Source organism: Aeromonas sp. ANP5, assembly GCF_963870295.1.
Taxonomy (GTDB): Bacteria; Pseudomonadota; Gammaproteobacteria; order Enterobacterales; family Aeromonadaceae; genus Aeromonas; species Aeromonas veronii.
The window spans coordinates 19,921-34,688 of the sequence record NZ_CAWMRY010000009.1 but is presented as its reverse complement, the minus strand read 5'-3'; the positions used below and the strand labels follow the sequence as shown (position 1 = coordinate 34,688).

Sequence of the window (14,768 nt, the reverse complement as noted above, 5' to 3'; positions counted from 1 at the left end):
GTAAAGATGAAGTTCAGCAAAGTAGAATTCCTGGTCGGCACCTTCATGCTGGCTGGCATCGGTGCCATTCTGGCACTGGCCCTGCAAGTGGCCGGTTTGAGCTTCAAACCGGAAGGAGAAACCTATACCCTGCGCGCGCATTTCGATAATATCGGCGGCCTGAAAGTCCGTTCGCCGGTCAAGGTTGGCGGCGTGGTGGTCGGTCGGGTCAGCGACATCGTACTGGACCCGAAAACCCAGGTGCCCGAAGTGACCCTGATGATGCAAAAGAGCGCTGGCGAGTTCGCCGATACCAGTTCCCTCTCCATCCTCACCTCCGGTCTGCTCGGCGAGCAGTACATCGGTCTGGCCCCCGGCTTCAGCGATGAGGAGATGGGCACCGAGATGCTCAAGGATGGCGACCTGATTGAAGACACCAAATCCGCCATCGTGCTGGAAGATCTGATTGGCAAGTTCCTCTACAGCCAATCCTCCGACAGCAAATCAGACAGCAAGAAGGAGTAACCATGTTCAAGAAAATCGCCCTGCTGCTGGGTCTGATGACCAGCATGCTCTTTTCCCTGTCTGCCCAGGCCGCAGTCGATGCCACCGACCCCAACGCGCTGGTGGATCAGGCTGCCAAGCAGACCTTTGCCCGCCTGAAAGCCGATCAGGCCCAGGTGAAGAGCAATCCGGATCACCTGCGGGTGATCATCCGCGAAGAGCTGCTGCCCTATGTGGACAACCGCTTCGCCGCCTACAAGGTGCTCGGCAACCAGATTAAAGAGACCACCGAAGCGCAGCGCAATGCCTTCGTCGAGGTGTTCACCGAGTACATGGTGAGCTCCTACGCCGATGCGTTGGCCCATTTTGACAAGCAGACCGTCAAGGTCGAGCCGGGCAAAGCTCCCAGCGGCAACATCACCGCCGTCAACGTCAGCGTGAAAGAGGCCGGCAAGCCGGACATCTTCCTCGAGTTCAAACTGCGCAAGAACAACAAGACCGGCGAATGGAAAGCCTTCGACATGGTGGCCGAGGGGATCAGCCTGCTCTCCGCCAAACAGAGCGAGCTGGGCGGTTTGATCCGCCAGAACGGCATTGATGCGGTGATCGCCCAGTTGCGCGAACACAACGCCAAGCCGCTGGTACTCAAACCATGACCCTCAGCGGCGAGCTGCAGGCGCCACAGGTCAATGACCTGTGGCAACGCCGCGCCGAATGGTGGCAGGACGACCGGCTCGAGCTCGGCGACGTCACCACCCTCGACTCCGCCGGACTGGCCCTGCTGGTCAAATGGGCCAAAGCCGTATTAGCGCGAGGCGCCACACCGCAACTGGTGGGCGCCTCCAGTGATTTCTATACCCTGGCCAACCTCTACGGGGTGGCCGGGCTGTTTCAGTCAACCCCGCTCACAACTGAGGACGCATAATGCAAGTCTCTGAAATTGAAGCGATACTCCTTGAGGCTCTGCCATTGTCCGAAGTCCATGTCAAAGGGGACGGTAGTCACTACCAAGTGATCGCCGTCGGTGACATGTTTGACGGCATGAGCCGGGTCAAGAAGCAGCAGGCCATCTATGCCCCGCTGATGGACAAGATCGCCAGCAACGCTATTCACGCCCTCTCCATCAAAGCGTTCACCGACGCCGAGTGGAAACGCGAACGTAAATTCCTATTGCCCTCCTGATTTGGTAACGAAGTAAAAATGGACAAATTCAAAATCGATGGTCGTTGTACTCTCAACGGCGAAGTGACCATCTCCGGCGCCAAAAACGCCGCGCTGCCGATCCTGTTCGCGACCCTGCTCTGTGATGAAGAGGTACACCTCTCCAACGTGCCACGCCTGAAAGATGTAGGCACCACCATCAAGCTGCTGGAGATGCTGGGCGCCACCACCAAGGTCAACGGCAACGTCACCGTGCTGACCGGTGCGGTGAACAACCACGTCGCCCCCTACGAGCTGGTGAAGACCATGCGCGCCTCCATTCTGGCGCTGGGCCCGCTGGCAGCCCGTTTCGGCGCGGCTGACGTCTCCCTGCCCGGCGGCTGCGCCATCGGTGCCCGTCCGGTCAACCTGCACGTCCACGGCCTGGAGCTGATGGGTGCCAAGATCACCATCGAAGATGGTTACATCAAGGCCCGTGTCGATGGCCGCCTGAAAGGCGCCCACATCCTGATGGATATGGTCTCCGTGACCGGTACCGAAAACCTGATGATGGCTGCGACCCTGGCTGATGGTCGCACCGTGATCGAAAACGCCGCACGTGAGCCGGAAGTGGTCGATCTGGCCAACTTCCTCAATACCTTGGGCGCCAAGATCCAGGGCGCGGGCACCGACACCCTGACCATCGACGGTGTCGAGCGTCTGCACGGCGGCAGCTACAGCGTGCAGCCTGACCGCATCGAAACCGGAACCTTCCTGGTGGGCGCAGCGGTCACCGGCGGCAAGATCACCTGCCGCAAGACCGACCCGACCCTGCTGGAAGCGGTACTGGTCAAGCTGGAAGAGGCTGGCGCCCTGATTGAGAAGGGTGAAGACTGGATCACCCTCGACATGACTGGCCGCACCCTCAAGCCGGTCACCATCAAGACCGCCCCCTACCCGGCCTTCCCGACCGACATGCAGGCACAGTTCACCGTGCTGAACGCCGTCGCCAAAGGCACCGGCATGGTCACCGAGACCATCTTCGAGAACCGCTTCATGCACGTTCCCGAACTGGTACGGATGGGCGCAGACATCGAACTGCAGGGCAATGTGGCCATCTGCCGTGACACCGAGCAACTCAAGGGTGCCCAGGTGATGGCGACCGATCTGCGCGCCTCCGCCAGTCTGGTACTGGCCGGCTTCGTGGCCGAAGGTACCACCATCGTCGACCGTATCTATCACATCGACCGTGGCTACGAAGACATCGAGCAGAAGCTGCAGGGTCTGGGTGGCCGCATCGAGCGCATCAAGGGCTGATAGCCCCCTGATCGCTAGCCGATAAAAAGGCCCCCTCGCGTTGGCGAGGGGGCCTTTTTCATGGTTTCGGTTCTGTTGAAACCGGGATCAGTGGCCCGCCAGCTTCATATTCTCTACCAGCACCGAGCCGGTCTTGAGACTGGAGCGCTCATCCTCGTCACGACCCACCGCCACGATATGGCTGAACATCTCGGCCAGATTGCCGGCGATGGTGATCTCCTCGACCGGATAGGCTATCTCGCCATTCTCGACCCAGAAACCGGCAGCGCCACGGGAGTAGTCGCCATTGACGATATTGACCCCCTGCCCCATCAACTCGGTCACCAGCAGACCGGTGCCCATCTCTTTCAGCATGCCTTGAAAATCCTGGCCGGTATTGGAGACCTGCCAGTTGTGGATGCCACCGGCGTGACCCGTAGTAGTCAGCCCGAGCTTGCGGGCAGAGTAGGAGGTAAGCAGCCAGCTCACCAGCTCGCCATTACGGATGATATCCATGTCGCGGGTACGCACCCCTTCGCCATCGAACGGGGTACTGGCGAGCCCGCCCAGCAGGTGGGGGAACTCCTGAATGGTGAGCCACTCGGGCAGGATCTGCTTGCCCAATTTGTCGAGCAGGAAGCTCGACTTGCGATAGAGGTTGCCACCGCTGATGGCCATCACCAGATGGCCCCACAGGCCAGAGGCAGTGTCTGGGTGGAACAGCACAGGCGCGTGACGGGTAGAGATCTTGCGGGCGCCGAGGCGGGAGACGGTACGCTCAACGGCTTCGTCGGCAATGCGCTGCGGGCTCCAGAGCCCGTCGAGGGTACGGCTGGAGGAGTAGCCGTAATCACGCTGCATATCGCCATCCTGCTCGCCGATCAGCACGCAGCTCAGTGAGTTGCGCGACGCCGCGTAGCCTTTGACGAAGCCGTGGCTGTTGCCATAGACCTTGATGCCAAGATGGCTGGAGAAACCGGCGCCGTCGGAGTGCTTGATACGGGCATCGCGACCAAGCGCCAGCCGCTCGCACTCGATGGCCAGTTCGATCCCGCGCTGGGGATCCAGTTCGATTTGGTGGCACAGTTGCAGGTCGGGGGCATCCCAGGCCAGCAGCTCGGCGTCCGCCAGACCGGCGCAATCATCGGCCGAGGTGTGGCGAGCAATCTCGATAGCCGCTTCAACGGCGGCACGAATGGCGGGTTTGCTCAGATCGGTGGTCGAGGAAGATCCCTTGCAACCATCGCGATAGACGGCGATGCCGAGGGCGCCATCCTTATTGAATTCAATGCTTTCCAGTTCACAACCCCGGGTGTTCACCGATAACCCGGTCTGCTTGCTGATGGAGACTTCGGCCAGCGAGGCGCCCAGTCCTTTGGCTATCTCCAGGGCTTCGGCAACCACGGCCTCGAGATGGGCTTGATCCTGGCGGATTTGGTCTTGCTGATCCATAACTCACATCTGTATGAAAGAAGGAAAGGGGGGTAAGCATATCAGACCCCTGCGCCCAGCGGGAGAAGCTGGTAACATATCCGCCAAACGTGAATGACAGGAATCAAGAGACCGATGAGTCAATATCAAGACGACAACGAGTTCGAAGACTGGGGCCCCAGCAAGAGCCAGCTCAAGCGCGATGCCGAAGCATTGCAGAAAATGGGGGAAGAGATCGTCTCCCTCAGCCACAGCGAGCTGGAAAAAATCCCGTTGGATGAAGAGCTTGCAGAAGCTGTCGAGCTGGGTCGCAAACTCAAGCCGAAGAAGGATGAGTCCTTCCGTCGCCATCTGCAGTTCATCGGCCGCCTGATGCGCAGCCGTGATATCGAGCCGATTGCCGAAGCGCTCTCTATCATCAAGAACCGTCACTCCACCGTGAATGCACGTCTGCATCGGCTGGAGCAGTGGCGCGAGCGCCTGATCACCGAAGGTGACAGCGCCCTCAATGAGCTGATGTCCCAGTTCCACGAGCTGGATCGCCAGAAGCTACGCCAGCTGATCCGCTCCGCCAACAAGGAGCGGGAGCTGAACAAGCCGCCGGTCGCCTACCGCGAGATGTACCAGTATCTGCGCGGCGAGATCGAAGACCTGCTGTGATCCCCGAAACACGCCTCCCCTCGCGGAGGCGTGTTTATCTTGATGCCTTTTCCTCTCCACATCCCCCGCCATCCCTGCGCGTTTAATATATCCACCACTTTGCTACCCCAGCCATAACGGCCCATCTCAACAGCCCCGTTAAATCGCCCCTTCAGAGCAGTTCAAAATAAAACCGTTAACAATTTCGCATCATTTTGTTTGACATATTGAACGTCCTTGGCAGACTGAAGAGAGGATCCAGGCTGTCGCTGCCCAGGCTGACCAACGATTCTGCCACCCGGCCCGACGCGGGATCCCATGACCATGCCTTGAGGCATGCCCTTGCCCTAGCGGTTTGCAAGGGCCTGCCCAAGGCGCAGGATGAGACTTCAACGCCAAGGATAATCAAGGTGCCCTATGCCAAATCCCCAGCCTCCCGCCACCCGTAAACCTGTCGTGCTGATGACCATGGGTGCCCAGCCCCGCAACGGCCACGCCTATCAGGTGATGACCCACAAATACATCATGCCGCTGGTGGAGATAAGCGGCTGCGTCCCGCTGCTGGTGCCCACCTGCTGCGGCACCACCGATCTGGAGCAGTATCTGGATCTGGCTGACGGCATCTATCTGAGCGGCGCCGGTTCCAATATCGATCCGGCCCTCTACGGTCAGGAGAACCTCACGCCGGAAAAACAGCAGGACAGGGATCGCGACCTGTTCGATCTGCCCCTCATCAAGGGAGCGCTCGCCCGTGGCTTGCCGATCCTCGGTATCTGCCGCGGAATGCAGGAGATCAACGTGGCGCTGGGGGGAGACATTCATCAGAAGGTCTATAACGAGCCGGGTTATGACGATCACCGGGAGGATGCAGACGATCCGGTCGACGAGCAGTATGGGCCGAGCCATCAGATCAAACTGCTGCCGGGCAGCTGGTTTGCCGAACTGATGGGGGAAGAACAGATTCCGGTCAACTCGCTGCATGGACAGGGCATCAACCGGTTGGGGAAGGGTCTGGAGCCGTTGGCCCACGCAGAAGATGGGCTGATCGAGGCACTTCATGCTCCCGCACTGTCACCCTTTTTGCTGGCAGTGCAGTGGCATCCGGAGTGGAAAGCCAATGAAAACCCCCACTCCATCAAGATCTTTCAAGCCTTTGGCGATGCCTGCCGCCAACGCAGTGCATTGATGGCAGCGAGTTAACCCCTCATCGATTCAGTCGCCAAACCCGCGCGCCTTGAGCTTGGGCAGTCCGCCCCGCTCGGGGCGCAGGGTGCGGCAGATATCCATCCCCTTGAGCCCGCGCTGGATATGGTCAGGCGAATGGCCAAACACCATGCCGTTGCTGCGGTAGAGGTTGTTGTCATCCAGCTCGAACTTCTCGCCACCGATCAGCAACTGCTCGCGGCCATTGACCGTGTCACCCCGCTTGATGGGCACCTTCATGTCACTCAACACCTCGCCGGTGGCACACCCCTCGCGCCAGCGTGCCTCGCTGGAGAAGGGGGTAATGGCTATTTCACGCCAGGAGCCATCCCGGAATTCGACCCGATATTTCTCGGCCAGCAGGTCGCAGCCAACCAATGGCAACAGGGCCATCAAACAGATGATTTTCTTTGAAAATTTCACTCATTCGCACTCCTTTGCCCGGTTCTGCACAGGATAAATAAATTGCCGCCCCAACGCACCATTTCCCCGCGCCGCAGCAGCTATGCTGGAAATAAAACCACAATAAGGTGCTGCTATGGCTGGCGAAAACCTCACCGCGCTACCGACGCTGATCTGGATTGGCGAACACCCGTTCTGGACCCTGCTCACCCTCTCCCTGATGCTGATCCACTTCTGGCGCCGTCCGGGACAGCGACGGGAGCTGCTCTCCGAGCTCAGTTTCGTGATGATAAGCGCGGTGGTGATCCTGCTGATCCAGCTCGAGGGGGGCTGGTTCAAACTGCCGCTGCCCCATCAATTGCTGATCGAGATCTCCACCCTGCTGGCTGGCCTGATACTGGTCAAGATATGGGGGATCCTGCTGTTCGAATTTCTGCTCCCCCTCTGCCATGTACGGATCCCGCGGATCATCGCCGATATCGTCATCACCATCGGCTATATCGGCTGGGGTCTGTTTCGCCTCTACGCCTCCGGCATGGCGCTTGGAGAGATAGTCACCACCTCGGCGGTCATCACCGCGGTCATCGCCTTCGCCATGCAGGACACCCTGGGCAACCTGCTGGCTGGGGTCTCCATTCAGCTCGACAACTCCATCGCCATCGGTGACTGGCTGCAAGTCGACACCACCCAGGGCCGGGTGGTGGAGATCAACTGGCGTGCCACCACCATCGAGACCCGCAACTGGGAGACTGTGGTCATCCCCAACAGCCACCTGCTCAAACAGCGCTTCACCGTGCTCGGGCGCCGCCGTGGCGAACCCTTGCAGTGGCGGCGCTGGGTCTGGTTCGATCTGACCCTGGATACCTTGCCGACCCAGATCATCGCGCTGATCGAGAAATCCCTGCGGGAGACCAAGCTCCCCTGTGTCGCCAAGCACCCGCAACCGGACTGCCTGCTGATGAACGTCGAAGGGGGCATCGCCCGCTATGCGGTGCGCTACTGGCTCACTGACCTGGCTCGCGACGATCCAACCGACTCCATGGTGCGCAGCCTGATCGATGCCGCCCTGCGCCGCAACGATCGCCGCCTCACCCCGCCGATCTTCAATGTCTTTATGGCCAAGGAGAAGCAGCATCTGGATGCCCGCCACAAGCGCCACACCGCCGAACGAACCGATACCCTGCGCAAGCTGCCGCTGTTTGCCATGTTGCAGGAGAACGAGCTGCTTCAGCTGGCCGATCAGGTGAAGTTCGCCCCCTTCGTCAGCGGCGACATCATGCTGGAGCAGGGGGATGTCTCCAGCTGGCTGTTCGTGCTGGTCAAAGGGGAAGCCGAGATGGTGGTCAATGTCGAAGGGCGAGAGCTGAAACTCGGTACGCTCAACGCGGGAGACTTTTTTGGCGAACTGAGCCTGCTCACCGGCGAGCCCAGCTCCTTCACGGTACGGGCGGTGGCCACCGTCGAAACCTATCGCATCAATCAGGCAATGTTTCAGGAGTTGGTGATGCAGCGCGAGTCGCTGGTCGAGCCCCTCTACCGGGTGCTGAGCGACCGCCAGCAGGAGCAGCGGGCGCTGCTGGAGCGGGAGGCGGAAGCCATGAAACAGCCACCACAACCGCTTGATCTGCTTGATAAACTGATGAAGCTGTTCGGCGGAAGATGACGTAGCATGACATCGTATTGAGGACGTGAAGAGAGAACCGCAGCCATGTTACTGACCACCCTGGCCCTTGCCGCCAGCCTGCAATTTGATTGTCCCGCCACCATCGAGAGTCGCCAGCAGCTGCTGACCCCGCAGCAGGGCTGGCAGGCGTTCACCCGCAATGACGATGGCAAACCGAACGAAACCCTCAGCCACCGGCTCGATAATCTGGCCCTGTTCGATGGAGATCCTGCCGAACTGGCCCAACTCAAACCGGATAATGGCGACAGCGACGAGATCCACTACTGGAGCCAGCTCGATAGCAGCCTGCGCCCGCTCTATCTGGTCTGCCGCTATCAGAACAGCGCCATCACCCTGCAGCAGGCGCTGCCCGTCGGCATCAGTTACTGCCGCGTCAACCAGCGCGACCGCTACACCCTGCTCGGGCTGGTTTGCCGCAAATAGTGATCCTGGATGGTTACCGGTAACAGCCATCTACCGGTAATCATTGCCGCCTGAGCGTGGCCACCCGCCAGCGCCATCAGAGCAGCAGCTCGGACAGCTCCTCCAGTGCCGTCAGCTCCACGTCCGGCAACAGTTGCAGCTGTTGCCACGGTTGCTGCCGTTCGTTGAGCCAGGCGGCGCGAAAGCCATGCAGACGGGCACCCAGTACATCGGTCTCGGGATGATCCCCCACATGGAGGATCCGCTCCGCTGGCAGCTTGAGGGCATTGCGGGTCTGCTCAAACATATCCGGTGCCGGTTTCATTCTGGCGCCCGCCCCCGCCTTGCAGACCAGCGTGAAGTAGTGATCCAGCCCTGCCTGAGCCAGATCCAGATTGCCGTTGGTGATGACCACCAGCGGATAGCGTTCGGCCAGTCTGACCAGCAGCTGATGAGTGGACTCGCTCACCTCGATCTTCGAGCGCTCTGCCAGAAACGCAGCAAACACCTGCTCCGCCTCGCGGCTGGCCTGCTGGTCGGCCATCCCCCCCTCGACCATGGCGGTACGGATGGTCTGCTGGCGCGCCAGACTGACATCGTGGCGCAGCTCGGGGGAACCGTTCAGCACACTGCGCTTGAGTTCCAGCCAGCGCGGCTTGTCGAGCATGGCTGTGGCCAGATATTCGCTGCGCAGATGATTCAGCATCCACTGCTCGGCGCGCACGATGGCGGGGCCGTTGTCATAGAGGGTGTCATCGAGGTCAAACGAGATGGCAGCAACCGGCTGCCAGCGGCGATAGAAGTGCATGGACTCTCCTCTGCATCACGGGCTCAGGGCCCGTTATTCATCGTCCTGCGCATCCGGGTCACGCTTGGCCCTGGGGTGGGCGCTGTCGTAAACCTTGGCCAGATGCTGGAAGTCGAGGTGGGTATAGATCTGGGTGGTGGAGAGGTCGGCATGTCCCAGCAGCTCCTGCACTGCCCGGAGATCGCCGGAGGACTCCAGCATATGGGTGGCGAAGCTGTGGCGCAGCTTGTGGGGATGGACGTGGGCGTTGAGCGCCTGCTTGTTGCCCCAGCCATCGAGGCGGGCCTGCACCGAGCGGGCCGACAGCCGCTGCTTGCGGCTGGAGACAAACAACGCCTCGCTCTCGTCCCCGGCCAGCAGCGGGCGCACCTTGAGCCACTTCTGCAGCCACTCGACCGCCATCCGGCCGATGGGCAGCACCCGCTCCCGCGAGCCCTTGCCGGTCACCTTGAGCTGACGGTCGTCGAGCTTCAGATCCACCAGATTGATCCCCACTAGCTCGGCCAGACGCAGCCCTGAAGAGTACATCAGCTCCATGATGGCGCGATCCCGCACCGCCAGCGGATCCTGCTCGTCGGTGATGTTGAGCAGCTGGTGCATCTCGTCCACATCGAGGTTTTTCGGCAGCGGCCGCCCCTGTTTGGGGGTGACGATGCCACGGGCCGGATTGGCGGTCAGCCGCCCCTGCCGCACCTGCCAGTCGCAAAAGCTGCGCAGGGCCGAGACCTTGGTGGAAAGGGAACGAGGAGCAAGGCCCACCTTGTGCATCCGGGTCACCAGAGTGCGCACCTGACTCGCCTCGAGCCGACCCCAGTCAGTGAGCCCGAGGGCCACCAGCTCGGCGGTCATCGCCTCCAGATGGGCTTGATAGTTATTGCGGGTATGAGGGCTGAGCTGACGCTCGACCCTCAGGTATTCGATAAAGGCCGCCAGCTCGTCCGCCAGTGCTGCAGGCAGTGGCGGTGCGACGACGGGAGCTTTGGCGGGTGCCCTGGCCGGTGTTCTAGCCATGAGTCAACTCGGGCAGACGCAGTTGCAGCAGGCGCCCCAGTTGGCCCAGCAGCAGGGTGTCGTTGTGGGGAGTAAAGTGGCCGGGATCCGAGCTGGCGAAGGCCAGCACACCGAGATCGCCGAGCCGCATCAGGGCCACCGAGTTGACCAGCACATCGTGGCCAAACAGCGCCTGCTTCTCGCTCTGGCTCAGGCGGCCAAAGTAGTAATCCTGCCCCGGCAAACGCTGACCCAGCAGGGATTCGAGCTGCTTGCCCTGCGCCAGAAAACGCTGCTCTGGCCCGCTCAGGGCAAACTTCTTGGGATTGAGCCAGAGCCGCAGCCCGGTCAGGCGCAGTCGCTGGACAAAGGCCTTGCCCATCACGGCACTTACCTCGAACAGGGTCTGGCAACCGTACAGCTCGCCGTAGAGATCGGCATAGACCCGGAAGATCCGCTCGTTCTCGCTGGCGATCCCCATCAATTCGGTGATCTCCTGCTCCAGCTGTTCGATCCGCTCGCGCTGACGCTCCAACTGGCGCTCGACCAGCGAGACCGACCCTTTGCGTTCATGGGGAATGCGGATCCGGTCCAGCACGGCGGCATGGCGTTGGAAAAACTCGGGATAACGGGCCAGGTACTCCAGCACAGTGGCTTCATCCACCGATTGCTCCTGCCGTTTGAGTTCGCTCATAAATTGGTTGATCCATCAGAGAAATGGGGCTCGCTGCCCCGACATCATGGGCAAAGGGGGCCAACGCCCCCCGTACCTGAACCTTTAATTGGCTAAACCTCTATCTGGCCGTCAAACACATGCTCGGCGGGACCTGTCATATAGACCGGCTGGCCCGGCCCCTTCCAGGCGATGGTCAGCTTGCCGCCCGGCAGACTGACGGTGACCCGCTCCTTGAGCTTGCCCTGACTGATGCCAATCACCGCCGCCGCACAGGCCCCGGTGCCACAGGCCAGGGTCTCGCCACAGCCCCGCTCGAACACCCGCAGCTTTATCTCGGTGGCGTTGACCATCTCCATGAAACCGACGTTGACCCGCTCGGGAAAACGCTCGTGGCGCTCCATGATGGCACCGAGCGTTTCGACCGGCGCATCGGCGACCGAAGGCACTTCGATGACGCAGTGGGGATTACCCATGGAGACCACGCCACACATCACGGTATGCTCCTGCGCCCGCAGCAGATAGGTTTTCTCTGCCTTCTGGGCCCGGAACGGGATCTTGCCTGGTTCAAACTGGGGAACACCCATGTTGACCGTGACCTGATTCTCCCCCTCCAGCTGCAATACGATGCGACCCCGGGCGGTACTGACCGCGATACGATCTCGGTTGATCAGCCCCTTGAGACGCACGAAACGGGCAAAACAGCGGGCGCCGTTGCCGCACTGCTCCACCTCGCTGCCATCGGCATTGAAAATGCGATAGTGAAAGTCGAGTTCAGGGTCATAGGGCGGCTCCACCAGCAGCAGCTGGTCAAAGCCGATCCCGAAATGGCGATCTGCCAGCTTCTTGATGACGTCATTGCTGAAAAATACCTTCTGGGTGACGCCATCCACCACCATGAAGTCGTTGCCCAAGCCATGCATCTTGGAAAAATCTATCAACATCGTGCATTCCTGTGCTGTTAGGGCTGTAAAAATTCACCGAACCAAGGGTCGCCAAGCGCCATGAAGTCGTTGTCCAAAGCCCCATGCATCCTGGAACAATCTATCCACATCGTGCATTCCTGTGCTGTCAGGGCTGTAAAATTCTGTCGTCTCTATCTACTGCATCAGGGCAGCAGGTGCTCACCGCGCCAGAGATCGGCCAACTGCTCCCGCTCGCGGATCAGGTGCGCCTCGGCACCATCCACCAGCACTTCGGCAGCGCGCGGACGGGTGTTGTAGTTGGATGACATGGTAAAGCCGTAGGCACCGGCCGAACGCACCGCCAGCAGCGACCCCTCGGCAATCGCCAAGGTGCGCTCCTTGCCGAGGAAGTCGCCGGTCTCGCACACCGGCCCCACCACGTCATAGAGCGCGGGAGCATGACCGGCGCGGCTATCCACCTCGATGATGTTCATCCAGGCGCCGTAGAGCGAGGGGCGCAGCATGTCGTTCATGCCGGCATCGATCAGCGCAAAGTTGCGGGTCTCACCCGGCTTCAGGTACTCGACCCGGGTCAGCAATACGCCGGCATTGGCGACGATGGCACGGCCCGGCTCGAACAGCAGGGTCAGATCCCGGCCCGCCAGCTTCTGCTTCAGCGCTTCGGCGTACTCGGTCGGATGGGGTGGCTGCTCGGAACCATAGTTGACCCCGAGACCGCCCCCCACGTCCAGATGGTGGATATGAATACCTTCCGCCGCCAGACCGTCGATCAGCCGCAGCAGCTTGTCAGCCGCTTCCATAAAGGGATTCAATTCAGTAAGTTGCGAGCCGATATGGCAATCCACCCCGACGATCTCGATGTTCGCCATCGCGGCCGCCTTGCGATAGATGGCTGGCGCCAGCTCGATGGGAATGCCGAACTTGTTCTGCTTGAGGCCAGTGGAGATATAGGGGTGAGTACCGGCATCGATATCCGGATTGACCCGCACCGAGACGCGAGCCTTCTTGCCCATGCTGCCCGCCACCCGATTGAGGCGCTCCAGCTCGGCTTCCGACTCCAGATTGAAACAGAGGATCTCTTTTTCCAGCGCAAGGCGCATCTCACCTTCACTCTTGGCGACCCCAGAGAAGACCACTTTGGCCGGATCACCGCCCGCTGCCAGTACCCGCGACAGCTCGCCACCGGAGACGATGTCAAACCCCGAGCCCAGACGGGCCAGCAGGTTGAGCAGCGCCAGATTGGAGTTGGCCTTCACCGCATAGCAGATCAGATGGGGAATATCGCCAGCGGCCTTGTCGAAGGCGTGCCAGTGACGTTCGAGGGTCGCACGGGAGTAGACGTAAAGCGGGGTACCGTACTGCTCGGCAAGCTGTTGCAGCGGGGTTTGCTCGGCCTGAAGCTGGCCGTCGGCGTCGTAGTTAAAGTGATCCAAGGGGGCGGTTCCTTCCTAGAATGGGTGCGGCATTAGTGCGGCGCGGCCTCGGTGGCAGCCTCAGTGGTCGCAGGCGGTGCTGCTTGCGGTGTACTCTGGCTCTGTGGCTGCTCGGGGGGCGGCATATAGAGAGGCCCCTTCAGACCGCACGCGGCCAACCCGAGGGACAGAAGAGTGGCAAGCAGGCACTTGGTGAACTGAGTGATCATAATGGTTCGCTGCGAAAAAATTTTTGGCCCTCTATAATCGCACTCACATTGTTAAAAGCAACAGGATAAACCGATGAAGGATCACGAGTATCACGCCCTGACCGACGCCTTTTTCCAATATGTGGAGGACACGCTCGACGAGGGGTATCCGGATATCGACTGCGAACGCAACGGCGGCGTATTGACCCTCTCTTTCGAGAACAAGACCAAGGTCATCATCAACAAGCAGGAGCCACTGCATCAGATTTGGGTCGCCACCCGCGAGAACGGCTTCCACTTCGAACTGCGGGGTGACACCTGGATCGACAACCGCTTCGGCCACGAGCTCAAGGCGCTGCTGAGCCAATCCTGCACCGCCCAGGCGGGCGAAGAGGTGGTGTTCCCATGATTGACCTGCACCCGCAGGGCGCCCGTCATGCGGTGATCTGGCTGCACGGGCTGGGTGATTCCGGCGCCGGTCTCGCCCCGCTGGTGGACGCGCTGGACCTGCCCGCCGAGCTGCCGGTGCGTCACCTGCTGCCGGATGCCCCCGAGCGCCCCATCACCATCAACATGGGCTACAAGATACGCGGCTGGTACGACATCAGGAGCTTCGAGGATCCCGCCGAGCGGGCCGTGGAGCCCCATGTGCGGGAATCAGCCGACCAAATTGCCGCATTGCTCGACCAACTGGTGGCCGACGGGTTTGCCCCCGAGCATATCGTGCTGGCAGGTTTCTCTCAGGGCGGGGTGATTGCCTCCTTCACCGCGCTGCGCTATCAGGCAACGCTGGCGGGCCTGCTCTGCATGTCCACCTATCTGGCCGCCCCCGACAAGCTGCTCGGCGAGATGAGCGAGGCTGCTCGCACCCTGCCCATCTGCTACATGCACGGCATCTATGACGATGTGGTGAGCCTGTCGCTCGGTTGGGATGCCAAGAACCGGCTGGAAAGCGCCGGACTCGCCCCCGAGTGGCACGAGTACCCGATGCGTCACGAGATCTGCCGCCCGCAGCTCGGCGACATTCGCAGCTGGCTGCTGGCTCGCCTCGGCGCCTGAGCCTCTCCGGT

Annotated in this window: 19 protein-coding genes; 11 read left to right on the top strand and 8 right to left on the bottom strand. The window is 61.0% G+C overall.

What is annotated here, in order from left to right; genetic code table 11:
* Positions 1–6: 6 nt before the first annotated feature.
* From mlaD to murA, 5 genes are read left to right on the top strand one after another with little or no spacing between them, the layout of a single operon-like run.
* Positions 7–504 (top strand): outer membrane lipid asymmetry maintenance protein MlaD, encoded by a 498-nt coding sequence (gene mlaD / locus AACT07_RS07230; RefSeq protein ID WP_005336348.1) that lies wholly within the window; start codon positions 7–9, stop codon positions 502–504.
* Between the two features lie 2 nt (positions 505–506).
* Positions 507–1,139, top strand: a complete 633-nt coding sequence (locus AACT07_RS07225) for an MlaC/ttg2D family ABC transporter substrate-binding protein (protein WP_005336350.1) — start codon at positions 507–509, stop codon at positions 1,137–1,139.
* Entirely contained in the window at positions 1,136–1,408 is a 273-nt protein-coding gene (locus tag AACT07_RS07220; RefSeq protein WP_069527043.1) for an STAS domain-containing protein, read from the top strand. Before AACT07_RS07225 ends, AACT07_RS07220 begins: the two co-directional genes overlap by 4 nt.
* Positions 1,408–1,665, top strand: coding sequence for a BolA family iron metabolism protein IbaG (gene ibaG, locus AACT07_RS07215; RefSeq protein WP_005306001.1), 258 nt, complete (start codon positions 1,408–1,410; stop codon positions 1,663–1,665). The genes AACT07_RS07220 and ibaG overlap by 1 nt, the downstream gene beginning before the upstream one ends.
* Before the next feature lie 18 nt (positions 1,666–1,683).
* On the top strand, positions 1,684–2,940 hold the full coding sequence (gene murA, locus AACT07_RS07210; protein WP_069527042.1) for a UDP-N-acetylglucosamine 1-carboxyvinyltransferase: 1,257 nt from the start codon (positions 1,684–1,686) through the stop codon (positions 2,938–2,940).
* An 87-nt stretch (positions 2,941–3,027) separates the two neighbouring features.
* On the opposite strand, the gene pmbA is transcribed toward murA, so the two are convergent.
* Positions 3,028–4,371 carry a metalloprotease PmbA gene (pmbA, locus tag AACT07_RS07205; protein ID WP_005355164.1) on the bottom strand — a complete coding sequence of 448 codons (1,344 nt, stop codon included), beginning with the start codon at positions 4,369–4,371 and terminating at the stop codon, positions 3,028–3,030.
* A gap of 114 nt (positions 4,372–4,485) precedes the next feature.
* On the opposite strand from pmbA, the gene yjgA reads away from it, so the two are divergent.
* Both yjgA and AACT07_RS07195 read left to right on the top strand, forming a co-directional pair.
* Positions 4,486–5,010, top strand: coding sequence for a ribosome biogenesis factor YjgA (yjgA, locus tag AACT07_RS07200; protein ID WP_005336359.1), 525 nt, complete (start codon positions 4,486–4,488; stop codon positions 5,008–5,010).
* Positions 5,011–5,406: 396 nt separating this feature from the next.
* Entirely contained in the window at positions 5,407–6,189 is a 783-nt protein-coding gene (locus tag AACT07_RS07195) for a gamma-glutamyl-gamma-aminobutyrate hydrolase family protein (protein ID WP_021231832.1), read from the top strand.
* Between the two features lie 12 nt (positions 6,190–6,201).
* On the opposite strand, the gene AACT07_RS07190 is transcribed toward AACT07_RS07195, so the two are convergent.
* Complete coding sequence (locus tag AACT07_RS07190) at positions 6,202–6,585, bottom strand: hypothetical protein (protein WP_041236100.1); 384 nt, start codon at positions 6,583–6,585, stop codon at positions 6,202–6,204.
* A gap of 145 nt (positions 6,586–6,730) precedes the next feature.
* On the opposite strand from AACT07_RS07190, the gene AACT07_RS07185 reads away from it, so the two are divergent.
* Positions 6,731–8,257 (top strand): cyclic nucleotide-binding domain-containing protein, encoded by a 1,527-nt coding sequence (locus AACT07_RS07185; RefSeq protein WP_069527041.1) that lies wholly within the window; start codon positions 6,731–6,733, stop codon positions 8,255–8,257.
* Positions 8,258–8,302: 45 nt separating this feature from the next.
* Positions 8,303–8,701 (top strand): STY0301 family protein, encoded by a 399-nt coding sequence (locus AACT07_RS07180; RefSeq protein ID WP_069527040.1) that lies wholly within the window; start codon positions 8,303–8,305, stop codon positions 8,699–8,701.
* A gap of 76 nt (positions 8,702–8,777) precedes the next feature.
* Here the strand turns inward: AACT07_RS07180 and AACT07_RS07175 are convergent, their stop codons facing one another.
* From AACT07_RS07175 to lptM, 6 genes are all read right to left on the bottom strand, one after another.
* Positions 8,778–9,488 carry an HAD-IA family hydrolase gene (locus AACT07_RS07175; protein WP_069527039.1) on the bottom strand — a complete coding sequence of 237 codons (711 nt, stop codon included), beginning with the start codon at positions 9,486–9,488 and terminating at the stop codon, positions 8,778–8,780.
* A 33-nt stretch (positions 9,489–9,521) separates the two neighbouring features.
* Complete coding sequence (gene xerC / locus AACT07_RS07170) at positions 9,522–10,499, bottom strand: tyrosine recombinase XerC (protein WP_069527038.1); 978 nt, start codon at positions 10,497–10,499, stop codon at positions 9,522–9,524.
* The gene (locus tag AACT07_RS07165; protein ID WP_005336370.1) at positions 10,492–11,172 is read right to left on the bottom strand and encodes a DUF484 family protein; all 681 of its coding nucleotides are present in this window, start codon (positions 11,170–11,172) and stop codon (positions 10,492–10,494) included. Before AACT07_RS07165 ends, xerC begins: the two co-directional genes overlap by 8 nt.
* 92 nt (positions 11,173–11,264) lie before the next feature.
* Positions 11,265–12,095 (bottom strand): diaminopimelate epimerase, encoded by an 831-nt coding sequence (dapF, locus tag AACT07_RS07160; RefSeq protein ID WP_005336371.1) that lies wholly within the window; start codon positions 12,093–12,095, stop codon positions 11,265–11,267.
* Between the two features lie 164 nt (positions 12,096–12,259).
* Positions 12,260–13,510 (bottom strand): diaminopimelate decarboxylase, encoded by a 1,251-nt coding sequence (gene lysA / locus AACT07_RS07155; protein ID WP_069527037.1) that lies wholly within the window; start codon positions 13,508–13,510, stop codon positions 12,260–12,262.
* 32 nt (positions 13,511–13,542) lie between these two features.
* On the bottom strand, positions 13,543–13,719 hold the full coding sequence (lptM, locus tag AACT07_RS07150) for an LPS translocon maturation chaperone LptM (protein WP_019444858.1): 177 nt from the start codon (positions 13,717–13,719) through the stop codon (positions 13,543–13,545).
* A gap of 73 nt (positions 13,720–13,792) precedes the next feature.
* Between lptM and cyaY the strand changes: the two genes are divergently transcribed.
* Together cyaY and AACT07_RS07140 are read left to right on the top strand one after the other, a co-directional pair.
* Complete coding sequence (gene cyaY / locus AACT07_RS07145) at positions 13,793–14,107, top strand: iron donor protein CyaY (RefSeq protein ID WP_069527036.1); 315 nt, start codon at positions 13,793–13,795, stop codon at positions 14,105–14,107.
* Complete coding sequence (locus tag AACT07_RS07140; protein WP_069527035.1) at positions 14,104–14,757, top strand: alpha/beta hydrolase; 654 nt, start codon at positions 14,104–14,106, stop codon at positions 14,755–14,757. Before cyaY ends, AACT07_RS07140 begins: the two co-directional genes overlap by 4 nt.
* The last annotated feature ends 11 nt before the right edge of the window (positions 14,758–14,768 follow it).

Excerpts from the sequence above, each read along its gene's own strand:
- lptM (WP_019444858.1), bottom strand. The coding sequence starts at position 13,719 with ATGATCACTCAGTTCACCAAGTGCCTGCTTGCCACTCTTCTGTCCCTC.
- AACT07_RS07220 (WP_069527043.1), top strand. The coding sequence starts at position 1,136 with ATGACCCTCAGCGGCGAGCTGCAGGCGCCACAGGTCAATGACCTGTGG.
- xerC (WP_069527038.1), bottom strand. The coding sequence starts at position 10,499 with ATGGCTAGAACACCGGCCAGGGCACCCGCCAAAGCTCCCGTCGTCGCA.
- yjgA (WP_005336359.1), top strand. The coding sequence starts at position 4,486 with ATGAGTCAATATCAAGACGACAACGAGTTCGAAGACTGGGGCCCCAGC.
- AACT07_RS07185 (WP_069527041.1), top strand. The coding sequence starts at position 6,731 with ATGGCTGGCGAAAACCTCACCGCGCTACCGACGCTGATCTGGATTGGC.
- AACT07_RS07225 (WP_005336350.1), top strand. The coding sequence starts at position 507 with ATGTTCAAGAAAATCGCCCTGCTGCTGGGTCTGATGACCAGCATGCTC.
- AACT07_RS07165 (WP_005336370.1), bottom strand. The coding sequence starts at position 11,172 with ATGAGCGAACTCAAACGGCAGGAGCAATCGGTGGATGAAGCCACTGTG.
- AACT07_RS07190 (WP_041236100.1), bottom strand. The coding sequence starts at position 6,585 with ATGGCCCTGTTGCCATTGGTTGGCTGCGACCTGCTGGCCGAGAAATAT.
- AACT07_RS07175 (WP_069527039.1), bottom strand. The coding sequence starts at position 9,488 with ATGCACTTCTATCGCCGCTGGCAGCCGGTTGCTGCCATCTCGTTTGAC.
- murA (WP_069527042.1), top strand. The coding sequence starts at position 1,684 with ATGGACAAATTCAAAATCGATGGTCGTTGTACTCTCAACGGCGAAGTG.
- AACT07_RS07195 (WP_021231832.1), top strand. The coding sequence starts at position 5,407 with ATGCCAAATCCCCAGCCTCCCGCCACCCGTAAACCTGTCGTGCTGATG.
- AACT07_RS07180 (WP_069527040.1), top strand. The coding sequence starts at position 8,303 with ATGTTACTGACCACCCTGGCCCTTGCCGCCAGCCTGCAATTTGATTGT.
- dapF (WP_005336371.1), bottom strand. The coding sequence starts at position 12,095 with ATGTTGATAGATTTTTCCAAGATGCATGGCTTGGGCAACGACTTCATG.
- pmbA (WP_005355164.1), bottom strand. The coding sequence starts at position 4,371 with ATGGATCAGCAAGACCAAATCCGCCAGGATCAAGCCCATCTCGAGGCC.
- cyaY (WP_069527036.1), top strand. The coding sequence starts at position 13,793 with ATGAAGGATCACGAGTATCACGCCCTGACCGACGCCTTTTTCCAATAT.
- AACT07_RS07140 (WP_069527035.1), top strand. The coding sequence starts at position 14,104 with ATGATTGACCTGCACCCGCAGGGCGCCCGTCATGCGGTGATCTGGCTG.
- ibaG (WP_005306001.1), top strand. The coding sequence starts at position 1,408 with ATGCAAGTCTCTGAAATTGAAGCGATACTCCTTGAGGCTCTGCCATTG.
- mlaD (WP_005336348.1), top strand. The coding sequence starts at position 7 with ATGAAGTTCAGCAAAGTAGAATTCCTGGTCGGCACCTTCATGCTGGCT.